This is a genomic window from Paenibacillus sp. FSL H7-0357, from assembly GCF_000758525.1.
In the GTDB taxonomy this organism is placed as follows: domain Bacteria; phylum Bacillota; class Bacilli; order Paenibacillales; family Paenibacillaceae; genus Paenibacillus_AQ.
The window spans coordinates 5,320,130-5,335,297 of sequence record NZ_CP009241.1 but is presented as its reverse complement, the minus strand read 5'-3'; the positions used below and the strand labels follow the sequence as shown (position 1 = coordinate 5,335,297).

General features: G+C 52.6%; 13 protein-coding genes. All 13 read left to right on the top strand.

All coding sequences use genetic code 11. The annotated features are described in order from the left end of the window. Positions 1 to 133: 133 nt before the first annotated feature. The 13 genes from H70357_RS23415 to H70357_RS23355 all read left to right on the top strand — a co-directional run bounded on the left by H70357_RS23415 (position 134) and on the right by H70357_RS23355 (position 15,168). Positions 134 to 1,144: an ABC transporter permease gene (locus H70357_RS23415; RefSeq protein WP_197073611.1), complete on the top strand. Its 1,011-nt coding sequence runs from the start codon at positions 134 to 136 to the stop codon at positions 1,142 to 1,144. Between the two features lie 29 nt (positions 1,145 to 1,173). After that, positions 1,174 to 2,073 carry an ABC transporter permease gene (locus H70357_RS23410; RefSeq protein WP_038594717.1) on the top strand — a complete coding sequence of 300 codons (900 nt, stop codon included), beginning with the start codon at positions 1,174 to 1,176 and terminating at the stop codon, positions 2,071 to 2,073. Positions 2,074 to 2,264: 191 nt separating this feature from the next. Then, a complete protein-coding gene (locus tag H70357_RS23405) occupies positions 2,265 to 3,866 on the top strand; it encodes an ABC transporter substrate-binding protein (protein ID WP_197073610.1) in 1,602 nt (533 codons plus the stop codon). 88 nt (positions 3,867 to 3,954) lie between these two features. Beyond that, on the top strand, positions 3,955 to 5,241 hold the full coding sequence (locus H70357_RS23400) for a M20 family metallopeptidase (RefSeq protein ID WP_038594713.1): 1,287 nt from the start codon (positions 3,955 to 3,957) through the stop codon (positions 5,239 to 5,241). Between the two features lie 19 nt (positions 5,242 to 5,260). Beyond that, a complete protein-coding gene (locus H70357_RS23395) occupies positions 5,261 to 6,238 on the top strand; it encodes an ABC transporter ATP-binding protein (protein ID WP_038594710.1) in 978 nt (325 codons plus the stop codon). Beyond that, positions 6,235 to 7,197: an ABC transporter ATP-binding protein gene (locus H70357_RS23390; protein WP_038594708.1), complete on the top strand. Its 963-nt coding sequence runs from the start codon at positions 6,235 to 6,237 to the stop codon at positions 7,195 to 7,197. The genes H70357_RS23395 and H70357_RS23390 overlap by 4 nt, the downstream gene beginning before the upstream one ends. 163 nt (positions 7,198 to 7,360) lie before the next feature. Next, positions 7,361 to 8,554, top strand: a complete 1,194-nt coding sequence (locus tag H70357_RS23385; RefSeq protein WP_052092635.1) for a D-alanyl-D-alanine carboxypeptidase family protein — start codon at positions 7,361 to 7,363, stop codon at positions 8,552 to 8,554. A 173-nt stretch (positions 8,555 to 8,727) separates the two neighbouring features. Next, the gene (spoIIAA, locus tag H70357_RS23380; RefSeq protein WP_038594706.1) at positions 8,728 to 9,081 is read left to right on the top strand and encodes an anti-sigma F factor antagonist; all 354 of its coding nucleotides are present in this window, start codon (positions 8,728 to 8,730) and stop codon (positions 9,079 to 9,081) included. Next, positions 9,078 to 9,533: an anti-sigma F factor gene (gene spoIIAB, locus H70357_RS23375; protein ID WP_038594704.1), complete on the top strand. Its 456-nt coding sequence runs from the start codon at positions 9,078 to 9,080 to the stop codon at positions 9,531 to 9,533. Before spoIIAA ends, spoIIAB begins: the two co-directional genes overlap by 4 nt. Before the next feature lie 11 nt (positions 9,534 to 9,544). Continuing rightward, positions 9,545 to 10,300, top strand: coding sequence for an RNA polymerase sporulation sigma factor SigF (gene sigF / locus H70357_RS23370; protein WP_038594702.1), 756 nt, complete (start codon positions 9,545 to 9,547; stop codon positions 10,298 to 10,300). A gap of 709 nt (positions 10,301 to 11,009) precedes the next feature. Further along, a complete protein-coding gene (locus tag H70357_RS23365; protein WP_038594700.1) occupies positions 11,010 to 11,696 on the top strand; it encodes a response regulator transcription factor in 687 nt (228 codons plus the stop codon). Then, positions 11,693 to 12,835 carry a HAMP domain-containing sensor histidine kinase gene (locus H70357_RS23360; protein WP_038594698.1) on the top strand — a complete coding sequence of 381 codons (1,143 nt, stop codon included), beginning with the start codon at positions 11,693 to 11,695 and terminating at the stop codon, positions 12,833 to 12,835. Before H70357_RS23365 ends, H70357_RS23360 begins: the two co-directional genes overlap by 4 nt. A gap of 2 nt (positions 12,836 to 12,837) precedes the next feature. Continuing rightward, positions 12,838 to 15,168 (top strand): ABC transporter permease, encoded by a 2,331-nt coding sequence (locus H70357_RS23355; protein WP_038594696.1) that lies wholly within the window; start codon positions 12,838 to 12,840, stop codon positions 15,166 to 15,168.

Genomic DNA, 15,168 nt, shown 5'->3' with positions numbered 1-15,168 from the left:
ATTGTATGTAGAATTAGCTCAACTACTAAAGAGAATAAAGAAACAGCACAGTACCTGACATGGAACCGCAGGTTCCGCTAAAGAAAGGGCTCACAGCCTGGATTGCAACAGAAGCCGTAAGGGGGTTGATTCATTGTTTGCTTACACATTAAAAAGACTAACGCAGATGATTCCGGCCTTGCTTGGTATCATCGTCATCACATTCATTCTATCCAGGGTACTGCCGGGTGATCCCGCAATTATGCTGGCCGGTGAACAGGCCCCGGAGGAAGTCGTGAACAAGATCCGCCAGGACATGGGGCTGGACAAGCCGCTTTACGTTCAGTTCTTCAGCTATTTCGGGCAGCTGTTTCAAGGGAATATCGGCTATGCCTATCATACGGGGCATTCGGTAGCCAGTGATTTGTCCTCACGGTTTCCGGCCACCCTTGAGCTAACCTTGACCAGCATACTGATCGCGATTCTGGTGGCGATTCCCGTCGGAATTGTTGCTGCGACCCGCAAGGAATCCATCCTCGACCATATTTCGCGTGTATTCTCGCTGATAGGCGCCTGCGTGCCGATCTTCTGGCTTGGTCTGATGTTCATTTATATTTTTTATTCGATCCTTGGCTGGGCTCCGGCACCGATGGGGCGAATCAGCGGTGATCTGAATCCGCCGGTCCACATTACGGGTTTGTACGTGCTGGACAGCCTTCTGTCGGGTGATACCGCCGCTTTGAAAAGCAGTCTGGCCCACCTGCTGCTTCCGGCAATCTGCCTGAGCACAGGCACCATGGCTATTGTGGCCCGCATGACCCGTTCGAGCATGCTGGAGGTAGTCGATCAGGACTTCGTGCGCACCGCCCGGGCCAAAGGGCTGCGGGAGTCCGCCGTAATTTATAAGCATGCACTTGTGAATGCCCTCATTCCTACACTTACCGTGCTCGGCCTGCAGTTTGGCTATCTGATGGGCGGTGCGGTCATCACCGAGACGATCTTCTCCTGGCCGGGCATCGGCGGGTATGTCACAGATTCCATTCTGGCCGCGGATTATGCGCCGATTCAGGCGTTTACCCTAGTAAGTGCGATTCTCTATTGCGGCATTAACCTGGCGGTAGATCTGATATACGGTCTGATTGATCCGCGTATCCGCTATGAATAAACAGCTTTTTGGAGAGGAGGAGATTTCTGTTGAGCACTGCAGCACATTCAGCACAGGGCAGCCCTGCCAAACCCGCCGCTGCACCGAAACCCAAAACATTACTGACGCTGCTTCTGCATAACCGTCTGGCTGCCATCGGCCTCATCTTTATTCTGATCTGGACGGTGATTGCCATCATTGCACCCTGGATTGCTCCGCATGATCCTTACATTACTGATATGGCGAATAAACTGCAGGCTCCTTCAGGAAGCCACTGGTTCGGAACGGACAACTTCGGCCGGGATATTCTCAGCCGGGTGCTGTACGGAGCAAGGATCAGTATCTGGACCGGTCTGATTGCCGTGGCGATTTCTTTTCTTATCGGCGTACCACTGGGCGGAATTGCTGCCTACTACGGCGGAAAGACCGGAACGGTCATTATGCGCTTGATGGATGTCCTGTTATCCTTCCCTTCACTGGTGCTGTCCATGGCAATTGCCGCTTCCATCGGGGCAGGCTTAACCAGTGCAATGATCGCTGTAGGAATCGTCGGTATTCCGGAGTTCGCGCGGCTGATGTTCGGCCAGACCGTCTCTCTCCGCGAGAAGGAGTATGTTGAAGCCAGCCGGGCGATCGGTGTAAAAAATTCGGTGATCCTATACCGTCACATTCTGCCCAATGCACTGGCCCCGCTGATGGTACAGGCTACCCTCGGAATGGGCTTCGCCATCCTGACGGCATCCAGTCTCAGCTTTCTCGGCCTTGGAGTCAAACCCCCGATTGCCGAGTGGGGGGCGATGATCTCAGAGGGCAGGGAATACATCATTTCCGGTCAATGGTGGTTGGTCACTTTTCCGGGATTGTCCATCGCCACTTCGATTCTGGGCTTTAATCTGCTCGGCGACGGTTTACGAGATGTTCTTGATCCACGGTTGCGGTCGGGCAAATAGAGCTGAGCGCAGGCAGGGAAGTCCCGCTGCACATCCGCAGGTTGCCCGATAAATATAGATTAGAGTCTGCCGGAAGGGCTGCTGCAGACAGGCGAGACCCTCGGAAGCAGATCCAGCCCCTCACGGAGCATGATCACAAGCAGCAATATGTTTTTTTAGCAGGCAGGATATAGAAAAGGGAGGAATTACTGATGAAAAGAGTCAAGCTGCTGTCCACATTCATCGCTTTTTCAATTATGCTGGCTGGTTGCGCAACCAGCGCCAATCCGCAAACACCGGCTGCCTCACCAGCGACATCGGGAACTACAGGAGAGACGGCGGCTGCCAAACCATTCCTGACCGTAGCTTATTCCGAGGGCGGCACAACACTGGACCCGGCAGAAGCGAATGACCTGACCTCCGATACACTGGTACTTGCCGCATACGATCAGCTGGTTACCTACGGAATTAAGACCGAAAATGGCGCGAATATCGCCAACACTGAAGATATTCAGCCCATGCTTGCCGAGAGCTGGGAGGCTTCGAGCGACAATACTGTCTATACCTTCAAACTGACGCCCGGAGTGAAATTCCAGAGCGGCAATCCTGTGGATGCAGCATCGGTTGTGTATTCCTTTGACCGTGTTGCCAAGTCCAGTTCCGGCAGTTTTCTCTATGGGATGGCTGCGATCAAAACCGTAACCGCCGTAGATGATTCTACAGTTGAAATTACCCTGACTAATGCCAATCATAATTTCCTGCAAATACTGGCCATGTACACCTTCTCCGTCGTCGATCAGAAGACGGTGGAAGCGCAAGGTGCCGATTACCTCAAGACCCATGCTGCCGGCTCCGGCCCGTTCAAGCTGGAGAAATGGGACCCGGCTACGGAAGCAGTGTTCACACCTAACGAGGACTACTGGCAGGGAGCTGCGAAACTTGGTAAGGTGACCCTGAAGTTCACCAAGGAGGCCTCCAACCGGGTGCTGCTGCTGGATAAAGGTGATGTAGACATGGCGATTGAGATTCCGCCTAAGGATGTATCCTCCCTGAAGAGCAACACTGACCTGACCGTAGCCTCCAACGCGAGCAACCGGATTCTCTACTTTGCGATGAACAGTAAAGTGAAGCCTTTTGACAACGAGAAGGTCCGCCAGGCGATCAATTATGCCATTCCTTATGATGAACTGCTGAGCGGTGTCATGTACGGCCAGGCGAATCAGATGAAGAGCGCCGTGGCCAGCAATACTCCGGGCTTCACCGATGCAGGTTACGTCTACGAGCATAACCTGGACAAAGCCAAGGAATTGCTGAAGGAAGCCGGTTATGAGAACGGGTTTAAATTTGACTTCACCCTGGGCTCCGGCTTTGACGACTGGGAAGATGATGCCGTACTGATTCAGGCTGAGCTTGCCAAAATCGGCGTCACTATGAACATCAACAAGCTGGCACGCGCCCAGTTCCTGGAACAGCAGAAAACAAAGAACCTGACCGCTTATATTTCCAAATGGACTTCTTTTGTCAATGATCCCGGCTATCATCTTGGTTTCCTGATGTATGGCAAAGGTTCCTCCAACTACAACAACTATCAGAATGCCGAAGTAGACAAGCTGTGGGAACAAGCCAATACGGAGACCGATCAAGCCAAACGCAGTGAGCTGTACCAGCAGGCACAGGAAATTATTACAACAGAAGCGCCATGGGCGTACCTCTACGAATACAACCGCATCGTTGGCATGAGCAACAAGATCAGCGGCTATGCGTTCTACCCGGATGAGGTCATCCGATTCTATCCATTGTCGGTGCAGGAATAAAATTCGACTTACAAAGAGCGGACGGGCCATGAGGCTGCGGTCCCTCTTTTTTCACAAATTCATGGGAGCTATAGGGAGGCCATTACCAATGACAGACTGGACAAGCAAGGTGCTGAATGCAATTGATGAAGGGCAGGATCAGCTGCTGGAGCTGTGCTCGCAGTTGATCCGCTATCCATCGGAGAATCCCCCGGGTGATTCGCGTGAGATCAGCGCCTTTATTATCGATTATCTGAAGCAGGCGGGAGTGAGCACGAGCATTTATCCGGCCACTGAAAAGATGCTGAATCTCGTATCCACATTGACAACAGCAGCTGAACAGCCTTCCGATAAAAAGTTGATTTTCTGCGGACATACCGATGTGGTTCCGGCTGGTGATCTGTCCCGCTGGGATTTTGATCCCTTCTGCGGGGATATTGTCGACGGATACATGCTCGGCAGAGGCGCATCCGATATGAAGGCGGGGCTTGCCGGACTGATCTATGCCGTGGCCCTGCTGTCGAAGCTGGGCGTGCCGCTCAAAGGCGATCTGTCCCTGCTTATCGTGCCGGATGAAGAAACGGGCGGCCACCTGGGCGTGCCCTGGGTGCTGGAGCGCGGGCTAATTTCCGGGACAGCAGCAGTTATCGCTGAGCCCTCCGGCCCGCTGAATCCGACGATCGGCCAGAAGGGCAGCTGCTGGTTTGAATTCACAGTAGAAGGTACGCCGGGACACGGCAGCCTGTCTCCGGTGGTTGGTGAAAGTGCAATCGTCAAAGCGGCCAAAGGCATTGATGCCTTGCAGCGCCTATGGGATATCAAGCCGGATATTCCGGAGGAGGTCAAAGAAATTATCCGCATCTCCCAGGATTATGTGAAGCAGCGTGAAGAGTACGGTACGGTCGCCTACCAGGTGTTCGACCATGTTACCGTGAATATCGGAACCATTCAGGGTGGTACGAAGGTCAATGTGGTTGCCGACCGCTGCACCATTCAGGTGGATTCGCGGGTGCCGTTCGGCGTTGATTACCGCGATGTGCTTGACCGGGCCCGTTCCTTACTGCTTGAGGCGGGAATCGAGTCAGAGGTCAAGGGCTTCGGCTTCCAGGGGAATGCGAATTGGACCTCCCCGGAGGAGCCTGTCGTCAGCGATCTTGTAGAGAGCATTTGCGAAGTGAGCGGAGAAGAGGCTTACGGTGTGCTTCAATGGGCATCCAGCGATGCGCGCCATTTCCGCACTCATAACATTCCGGTGCTGCAATACGGCCCGGCCGAGCTGTCCACCATTCATAATTTCAATGAAAAAGCACCAGTCTGGCAGATCATTCAATGCGCCAAGGTTTATGCCTTGACTGCGCTTAAATACCTGGGTGTGGAAGAAGACACGCAAAGATAAACGTAACGGAGGGGTAACGATGACAGAACTGCTGGAAGTATCGGGTTTATGCACCGAATTCGTAAGCGCTGCGGGCACAGTCCGCGCTGTGGACGGCATCAGTCTGTCAGTGCGCAAAGGCGAGACGCTGGGCATTGTCGGTGAATCCGGCTGCGGCAAAAGCATAACCTCGCTGTCGATTATGCAGCTCCTGCCCAAGCGGATCAGCCGGATCGCCGCCGGGCAAATCCGTTTTGAAGGCAAGAATATGTTGGAAATGCCAGCGAAGGAAGTGCGCAATATCCGGGGCAACCGGATTGCGATGATTTTTCAGGAGCCGATGACCTCGCTCAATCCGGTATTCAAGATCGGGCGGCAGATTTCCGAGTCTGCCCGCTTTCACCTGAAGCTGGGCAAGAAGGAAGCGAATGAGCGTGCGGTTGAGATGCTGCGAAAGGTCGGCATTCCCCGTCCGGAGAAAATTGCCGAGCAGTATGCCCACCAGCTCTCCGGCGGTATGCGCCAGCGCGTGATGATCGCCATGGCGATGGTCTGTAACCCTCAGCTGCTGATTGCAGATGAGCCGACCACGGCACTGGACGTCACGATCCAGGCCCAAATTCTCGATCTTATGCGCGATTTGCAGAAGAACGAGGGCATGTCCATTCTGATGATTACCCATGATCTTGGGGTGGTTGCAGAGATGTGCGACAGAGTGGTCATTATGTATGCAGGACAGATTGTGGAAGAAACAGATGTGGCGACGCTCTATAACAATCCGCTGCATCCGTATACCCAAGGGCTGCTGGCATCGCTGCCTCAGCTCGCGGGAGACAATGACCGCCTGAGCTCGATTCCGGGGCAGGTGCCGAACCCGGCCAACCTGCCGCCCGGCTGCCGGTTCGCTCCCCGTTGCCCGATGGTGGTTCAGCGCTGTTGGGAAGAACGCCCGGAGCTGCTTGAGATTCAGCCGGGACACACTTGCCGATGTCTGCTGCAGCAGGAGGGAATATCATGAGTACAATTCTGGAAGTCCGCAATCTTAAGAAACATTATCCGATCCGCAAAGGGTTCTTCTCCAGGCAAGTAGGTGCCGTGAAAGCCGTTGACGGCATTACGTTATCGGTAGAACAAGGAGAGACCTTAGCCGTTGTGGGAGAGTCCGGCTGCGGCAAGTCTACTACAGGGCGGGCTATCCTGCGCCTGATCGAACCAAGTGAGGGCGAGATCCTCTTCAACGGCACAGATGTGCGCAGCCTGGGTACCGAGCAGCTGCGCCGCTTCCGCACCGATATGCAGATGGTGTTCCAGGACCCGTATGCTTCGCTGGATCCGCGCTGGACCGTGCAGCGCATCCTGGAGGAGCCTATGCGCACGCATGAACAGGCAGCAGGAAATGAACTGAAGAGCCGGGTCGAACACTTGATGGAGGTTGTCGGACTCTCCCCTTATCAGGCGCACCGTTTTCCGCATGAATTCTCCGGAGGCCAGCGGCAGCGGATCGGAATCGCCCGTGCGCTGGCACTGAACCCCAAGTTCATCGTCTGCGACGAGCCGGTATCTGCATTGGATGTATCGATCCAGGCCCAGGTGCTGAATCTGATGCAGGATTTGCAGGAGCAGTTTGGCCTGACCTATATGTTCATCTCCCATGACCTGTCGGTAGTGAAGTTTATCAGTGACCGTGTGGCTGTCATGTACCTGGGGCGGATCGTTGAGCTTGCGCCTACAAAGGCATTATTCGCGAAGCCGCTCCATCCGTATACACAAGCGCTGATGTCCGCAGTGCCGGTGCCAAATCCGGCGCTGAAGAAGCAGCGGATTGTCCTGAGCGGCGATGTGCCGAACCCGGAAACTCCGCCAAGCGGCTGTGCCTTCCATCCCCGCTGTCCGCATGCAATGGACAGATGCCGGACCGAAGAACCGGTGCTGCGCGAGCTGGAATCAGGGCACCAGGTTTCCTGCCACTTGTATTAACCGCATAGAGCAAGATAGCGAGGCCATCCGGGAGCGGGTGGCCTTTATTTTATAGAGCATTTTTGCGGATAAATGGAATAATTTTCACCCTTTCTGACCAAACTGGAACACAGTACCTATGAATTGAAGGTTAATGTTCAGGAGGGGAACCATTGTGAGAAGAATGCGTTATATTATGTTAGTGCTGTGTATTGCTGTATCGGTTCTGGGAGCGTCCTCGGGGGCGTATGCGGAGGAGAAAGCCAAAGGTACCGGTACCGGCAGTAATGCCGCCGCTGTTGACCTTGCGCCGGGTGCACGTTCCGCCATCCTGATGGATGCGGGCACCGGCACGGTAATCTATGAGAAGAACAGCCATGATAAGCTGCCTCCGGCAAGCATTACGAAAATTATGACTATGCTGCTCACCGTTGAGGCACTTGACGAAGGAAAACTGCAATTGACCGATAAGGTACGGACCAGTGAATACGCGGCATCCATGGGCGGTTCGCAGATTTTTCTGGAGCCCGGTGAAGAAATGACGGTGGATGAGATGCTCAAAGGCATCGCTATGGCCTCAGGCAATGACGCTTCGGTGGCAATGGCGGAGAAAATCGCCGGTTCGGAGAGTGCATTTGTGGATCTGATGAACAGCAAAGCTGAAGCGCTGGGCCTGAAGGACACCCATTTCGCCAACTGCAACGGTCTGCCGGCGCAGAATCATTATTCTTCGGCGCATGACATTGCCGTAATCAGCCGGGAGCTGCTGAAGCATGAGCGGATCATCAAATATACCGGCTCCTACCAGGATTATCTGCGCAAGGATTCGGCCAAGCCGTTCTGGCTGGTGAATACGAACAAGCTGGTCCGTTTCTATACAGGAGCCGACGGATTGAAAACGGGTTATACCTCCGAAGCCAAGTTCTGCCTGTCTGCGACTGCGGCCAGAGACGGACTGCGTGCTGTTGCGGTCGTGCTGGGCGAACCGAACACCAAAACGCGCAACAGTGAAGTGTCGGGGATGTTCGATTATCTCTTTTCCCAATATAAAATGCACACCATTCACAAAAAAGGCGACGCTATCGGTACCCTAAAGATTGAGAAGGGTGTGAAAACAGAGCTGCCGCTGACCGCAGAGGAAACCTACAGTGTCCTGCTGAAGAAAGGCATCACCCAGGAAGGCATCCGCCATGAGCTGGTACTACCGGCAAACCTCAAAGCTCCTGTAGCTGCAGATCAGATCATAGGTAAGCTGGTAGTTTATCAAGGGACGAATGTAATTAAGGAATACGAGCTCAAGGCAGGCGAAGATGTGGCGAAGGCGGGCTGGTGGAAGCTGTTCAAGCGGACGACGGGTTCGCTGTTCACGATTGATTAATTTCTGGTATTTTGTAGATTGCTCATGAGTCTCCTGTAGATTCATAGGGGTTTTCTTCTAGTTTTGTCGTGGGGCAGGAATCCTCAATTGCCATGTAGAAAACCTTGTCCTTGAAGGGGAAAACATTTAGTTTCAGGGCGGTTTTGAAAGCAACGAAGAGGAGAGTGGCAGGCATGAATTCTCATGTGGAGATGGAGCATCACCGGGGTGTGCTGATTGTCCGTTTATTTGGAGAGCTGGACCATCACGCAGCCGATTATGTACGTATGGAAATGGATGAAGCGATTATGCGCGGCCAGGTCGAGCATATGATCCTCAGCCTGAAGGACCTGCAGTTTATGGACAGCTCGGGCTTAGGAGTCATTCTCGGGAGGTACAAGCTGATTCGCAGCAAAGGCGGCAAAATGGCAGTCTGCGATGCCACCGCACCTGTGAAGCGGCTGCTGGAAATGTCGGGCCTGTTCAAAATCATGTCCCTATATGACGACGAGAGCGCTGCACTCTCGGATTTGGAGGTTGCGTTATGACAAAGAGTGAAGCTGGTAACTTCATGAGTGTGCAGTTTGCTGCCCTGTCGGAGAACGAATCGTTCGCGCGTGTAGTGGTGGCAGCCTTTGTCTCCCGGCTTGATCCCACAATGGAAGAGCTGAATGATCTGAAGACGGTCGTTTCAGAGGCAGTGACAAACTGCATTATTCACGGATATGACAGTGACCCAGAAGGGATTGTCAGCATCTCCGCATCGATTGAGAACGAAACCGTGCGTCTGACCATAGAGGATCAGGGACGCGGGATTGAGGATTTGGAGCTGGCGCAGCAGCCGCTGTACACCTCCAAGCCGGAGCTGGAGCGGTCGGGTATGGGTTTTACGATTATGGAGAATTTCATGGACGAGTTCGAAGTTACAAGTGAACCGGGGCGCGGTACTTCCATCGCAATGAAGAAAACCATCGTCTCGAAAAAAGCTTTATACAATTAGGGGTTGGAGCCATGGATGCAGAGTCAAAAAAAGCTCCGCCGACCTATTTGGACGATGCGGAGGTCAAACGTCTTATCGCGCTCAGTCAGGCTGGAGATAATCTGGCCCGCGACACGCTTGTAAGCTGCAACATCCGCCTCGTCTGGTCGGTGGTGCAGCGGTTTATGAACCGCGGGTATGAGCCTGATGATTTGTTCCAGATTGGCTGTATCGGACTGCTGAAGTCCGTAGATAAATTCGACCTCAGCTATGAGGTCAAGTTCTCCACCTACGCGGTGCCGATGATCATCGGCGAGATTCAGCGTTTCCTGCGCGACGACGGCACCCTGAAGGTCAGCCGTTCGCTGAAGGAAATGGCCAATAAGGTACGCAAGATGAAGGATGAAATGTCCAAGACATTGGACCGCCTGCCGACCATCGGCGAGGTCGCGGAGGCGCTGGGCGTGACGCCTGAAGAAATCGTCTTCGCCCAGGAGGCCAACAAGCCGCCGACCTCGATCCACGAGACCGTCTTCGAGAACGACGGCGACCCGATCACCCTGATCGACCAGATCGCTGATGAAACGCAGGAGCGATGGTTCGACAAGCTTGCGCTGAACGAGGCCATTGGGGCCTTGACCGAACGCGAGCGCCTGATCGTCTATCTGCGCTACTACCGCGACCAGACGCAATCCGAAGTCGCCAGCCGCCTTGGCATCTCGCAGGTCCAGGTGTCGAGGCTGGAGAAGAAAATCCTCGCGAACATCCGCGAGCAGATTGCGCAGTGAAGCAAGGATAAGTATGAGCAGTGAATGTGACGGGTGAAATCAAGGGTGTATGAGCAAGAAGCAGGAGCCGCCTCGGGAGAGGCGGCTTTTTTAAAAAGATAAGAATTTATATGTTTTGGGGCTGTCCCATAAGTGGAGTTTCCGGCGAATGGGACAGTTCTGTGGTTAAAAATGACCGTAAAAAAACAACAGAGCCGCGCTTCTCCCGGTACTGGAGAGTCGCTGCTCTTTGTTTTTGGTCATTGGCTGCCGAACTTCATATCCACTCTCTAAGGTTTCCCTATATACTTTAAGGGGGATCGTCTTCTTCTAAGTCCATTGGTAAGCAAAGTTGATCCATGGTATATTGAATGTACAAAGAAATCGCTCCTTTTTGAGATGGTTGGGTGGTACCTCCATTTTACTAAAAGGGCGATTTTTTTGCGCCGCCGTGTGAATTATTCAAAATAAAATGTGGTTATGCTTCTGAGTCCAGCTTATTCAGGTGTTCCATAACACGGCGTAGTAGATGCGCAGGAACTTATGCTCCAATGCCTCGCCCCGCAAAGTTGCTGTATTTTCGTTCCCGGCACAATGCTCAGCATTGACAGCCGGATTGCAGGAGCAATGTTAAGGTAATGTTAAGGTTAACCATGTTTAACTGAAAGGTAGGACAACTATAATGAACTTACGGCTCGAAGGTATGATGAGCAAGAAGAGAGGTGAAACCATGAACAAAACTATTCTGATTGTAGATGACGAGAAGGAAATTCGTGAGCTTCTGCGGTTGTATATAGAAAAGGACGGCTATTCCGTGATACAGGCTGAAAATGGATTGGAGGCGCTTAAACAGGCTGCGTCCGCACGGATTGATTTGGCTGTCATCGACATTATGATGCCGGAGCTTGACGGTTATCAGCTTATCAAAGGTTTGAGAGAACGCAGCAATCTTCCCATTATTATCGTGAGCGCTAAAACGGAAAATCATGAGAAAATATTGGGGCTTGACCTTGGTGCGGACGATTATGTTACAAAGCCTTTTGACCCTTTGGAGGTCACAGCCCGAATCAAAGCTCAATTACGACGCTATGACGGAGGTGCGGCGGATTCCGAAGCGGCTTTACTGACGGCAGGCGAACTGTGTATGGATGTTTCCGCTTGCACACTTAGCTTTGGCAGCGGGACAATCCCTCTTACCGCCACGGAATTTAACATGATGAAGCTATTTATGCAAAGTCCCGGACGCGTATACACCAAACAGCAGATTTATGAAGCTGCATGGCAGGAGGCAGCCATCGTGGACGACAATACGGTGATGGTCGCCATCAGCAAGCTGCGCGGCAAACTTCCTGGTGACGGTGCGGTATCCATCGGAACCGTCCGGGGATTAGGGTATCGTCTGGAGGTGCGTACATGAAGAAAAAGCGTAGTTTCAAAAGTGTCATCATGCGCAGATTCATAGGCTATACCATCGGAATTGCACTGACGCTTCTGGTATTGGAGTTTTTATTCAGTCTGTTTACATTGAATAACGGGATGAACTTCTCGGAACTGGCGTCGTCCCCTCTGGCCGAGGGGACGGAAACCCTTCAAATCACGCTTTCAGTTATCTGGAATCTTATCACAGTTGCGATATATTTTATTGGGATTGTCCTTTTTGGGCGCGGAATCAACAGGAAAATCATGGAGCCTGTACAGAAAATGGAAGAAGGTTTCAAGGAGGTTACGGCCGGTCATTTAGACACTACGCTGGACTTTGAAACAGAAACGGAATTTGGGGAAATGCGGGATGCTTTCAATTTTATGGCACGAAAGCTGAAAGACTCCGAAGAAAAGCGAATGACAATGGAAAATGAGAGGATGCGGCTTTTCTCGCACATTGCCCATGACTTGAAAACCCCCATGACAACGATTTCCGGATACGCGCAAGCCTTGGCAAGCGGTATGGTGGAGGAGCCGGACAAACAGCGGGAATACCATCTGGCGATTAAAGCGAAATCCGGGCAGATGAACCAATTGATTGACCAGTTGCTTTCCTATTCCAAGCTGGGTACGCCGCAATACCGGATGAATTTTGCGAAGGTTGACCTTGTAGAGCTGCTTCGCGTATCTTGCGCCACTTTGTTTGGTGAAATCGAAAGCAGGCAAATGAAATTGGAGCTGCGGTTGCCAGACAAGCCAGTATTTTACATGGCGGATTCGTTGGAAACCAACCGCGCTATTGGCAATCTGCTGACAAACGCAATCCGCCATAACCCGGTGGGCAGCCTATTGTCCGTGGGGCTGACGGATGAACCCGGCTGTATTGAGTTACAAATTGCCGATAACGGAGCGGCTATCCCGGAGGCCATCGCCGGGAATCTGTTCGAGCCTTTTGTTTCCGGCAGTGATTCAAGAAGTAACAGCAGTGGAACAGGACTTGGGCTTGCCATTGTGAAAAAGGTGATAGAACAGCATTCCGGCGAGGTTTTCGTATTGGACGCACCCTCTCCTTATACAAAGATGTTTGTCCTGAGATTTCCAAAAGTTTCAGGACACAGAAAGACGGAGGGATAAATATGTATCAAAAAATTATCAAAAACGATATACGCAAAAGTAAGCTGGTTACCGCGACGATTACGGCGTTTATCCTCGTTGCCGCCATGCTGACCGCTTTGGCCGCATCGCTGACAGTAAACCTGTTCGGCGGTATCGACAATATGCTTCTTTCGGCAAAGTCGCCTCATTTCATGCAGATGCACACAGGCGACGTAGATTTGGAACAGTTACGGAGCTTCGCGGATGCTAATGACAACGTAGAGGATTATCAGGTGTTGGAGTTCCTCAACATCGAGGGCGCGGACATTATCATCGGGGACGATTCCCTTGCCGGAAGCATACAGGACAACGGCCTTTCAGTGCAGGGCGAGAAATTCGACTTCCTGCTTAACTTAAACGGCGAAGTCATCCATCCCGCCGACGGCGAAATCTATGTCCCCATCTATTACATGCAGGAAGGAAACGCGGCACTTGGCGATACGGTGACAATCCACGGCATTTCCTTTACCGTCGCGGGGTTTTTACGGGATTCTATCATGAACGCGGCGATGGTAAGCTCCAAGCGGTTCCTTGTGAGCCAAGCGGATTTTGAAAGAGTCCGTGAGTTCGGACAGTTAGAAAACCTTATTGAGTTCCGGCTGGCAGAGGACGTTTCCTTCCCGGCTTTCGAGGCAACCTATCTCGATGCGGGGCTTCCGGCAAACGGTCCGCCCGCTATCACTTACACTCAAGTGAAGATGATAAACGGCATTACGGACGGCATCATGATTGCCGTGCTGGTGTTGATAGGCGTCCTTGTCATCATCGTGGCGTTTTTGTGCATCCGCTTTACGCTACTGGCTAAAATCGAAGAGGATTATAAGGAAATAGGCGTACTGAAGGCCGTTGGGATGCGGGTATCGCAGATTAAAAAGCTCTACCTTGCGAAATACGGCGCTATCGCGGGGGCGGCCTGCGCGCTGGGCTTTCTGGCCTCCCTGCCGCTCCAAACGCCTTTCATGCAAAACATCCGCCTGTACATGGGCGAAAGCGGCAGCCCGTTACCCGGCTTGCTCTGCGGACTTTTGGGGGCGACGGTAATCTGCGGGGTTGTCATGCTGTATGTGAACGGCATGTTGCGGCGCTTCCGTAAAATATCTGCGGCGCAGGCGGTGCGGTTCGGCGCGTCGCAGGAAAAATCGAGATCGGCCAGAAATTTCCGGCTGAGTAATAACAGGCTCTTTTCCCGGAATATCTTTCTTGGAATCAAGGATGTTCTTTCCCGGAAAAAGCTGTATCTCACCATGCTGATGGTGCTGGTCATTTCCTCATTCATTATGATTGTGCCGCAAAATATCAGCAGCACCATTTCTGCGGAAAACTTCATCACCTACATGGGCATGGGAATTTCCGACGTTAATATCGGGGTGATGCGGACACAGGTGGAGGACGTTCTGGGAAAGGCGGCGGAAGTTGCTGATGTGCTGGCGGAGGATAAGAATGTTGAAAAGTATGCTTTGTTCACCGGCATGATGTTAGACCGGAAAGCGGACGACGGAACGATGGAGAAGCTGCGGGTGGCATTTGGTGACTATTCCGCCTTTCCTATCACCTACTCCAAGGGCCGTGCGCCGCAATCGGAATCGGAACTCGCTCTCTCCGTCCTCAATGCCAAAGACCTTGAAAAAACAGTTGGGGATGAAATCATTTTAATCGTTGACGGCGCGGAAAAGCACCTGACAGTCTGTGGGATTTACTCTGATGTCACCAACGGTGGCCGAACGGCGCAAGCCAGTTTTGAGGCAAATAACGGAGATGTTTTGAGCGTCGGTCTGGCGGTCACGTTCCGTGACCGCCAGAGTGTAAAGGCGGCAATTTCACAGTACAGGGAACAGTTCCCTTTCGCCAAGGTTACCGGTATCGACGAAAGCATTGGGCAGATGCTCGGCTCTATACGGGACGCCATCAAAATGGCTTCCGCTGTCGCTATCGGGGCAACCGTCCTGCTCACACTACTGGTCACGGTGCTGTTTATGAAAATGCTGGTGGCGAAAGACCGTTATCCTATCGCCATACTGAAATCAATGGGCTTCACCGGTGCGGATATTCGCGGGCAGTATCTTACGCGCTCCATCACTGTGCTTCTACTTGCCGTAATCATCGGCACGATTCTGGCGAACACGCTGGGAGAGCTTGTCGGCGTAGCAATCGTTTCTTCCTTTGGTGCAACAACCTTCCATTTTGCGGTAAACCCGTGGTTTGTCTACCTCGTTTCGCCTCTGCTGATTACGGGTTGCGTTGTCGCCGCCACCATGCTGGGCGTTTCCGGCATCCAGGCATTAAAAATTTCCGAACATATTAAGGAGGCTTAA

What these genes read in the sequence shown, in the direction of transcription:
- H70357_RS23405 (WP_197073610.1), top strand. Translation starts at nt 2,265, where the DNA reads ATGAAAAGAGTCAAGCTGCTGTCCACATTCATCGCTTTTTCAATTATG.
- H70357_RS23400 (WP_038594713.1), top strand. Translation starts at nt 3,955, where the DNA reads ATGACAGACTGGACAAGCAAGGTGCTGAATGCAATTGATGAAGGGCAG.
- H70357_RS23395 (WP_038594710.1), top strand. Translation starts at nt 5,261, where the DNA reads ATGACAGAACTGCTGGAAGTATCGGGTTTATGCACCGAATTCGTAAGC.
- H70357_RS23390 (WP_038594708.1), top strand. Translation starts at nt 6,235, where the DNA reads ATGAGTACAATTCTGGAAGTCCGCAATCTTAAGAAACATTATCCGATC.
- H70357_RS23385 (WP_052092635.1), top strand. Translation starts at nt 7,361, where the DNA reads ATGCGTTATATTATGTTAGTGCTGTGTATTGCTGTATCGGTTCTGGGA.
- spoIIAA (WP_038594706.1), top strand. Translation starts at nt 8,728, where the DNA reads ATGAATTCTCATGTGGAGATGGAGCATCACCGGGGTGTGCTGATTGTC.
- spoIIAB (WP_038594704.1), top strand. Translation starts at nt 9,078, where the DNA reads ATGACAAAGAGTGAAGCTGGTAACTTCATGAGTGTGCAGTTTGCTGCC.
- sigF (WP_038594702.1), top strand. Translation starts at nt 9,545, where the DNA reads ATGGATGCAGAGTCAAAAAAAGCTCCGCCGACCTATTTGGACGATGCG.
- H70357_RS23365 (WP_038594700.1), top strand. Translation starts at nt 11,010, where the DNA reads ATGAACAAAACTATTCTGATTGTAGATGACGAGAAGGAAATTCGTGAG.
- H70357_RS23360 (WP_038594698.1), top strand. Translation starts at nt 11,693, where the DNA reads ATGAAGAAAAAGCGTAGTTTCAAAAGTGTCATCATGCGCAGATTCATA.
- H70357_RS23355 (WP_038594696.1), top strand. Translation starts at nt 12,838, where the DNA reads ATGTATCAAAAAATTATCAAAAACGATATACGCAAAAGTAAGCTGGTT.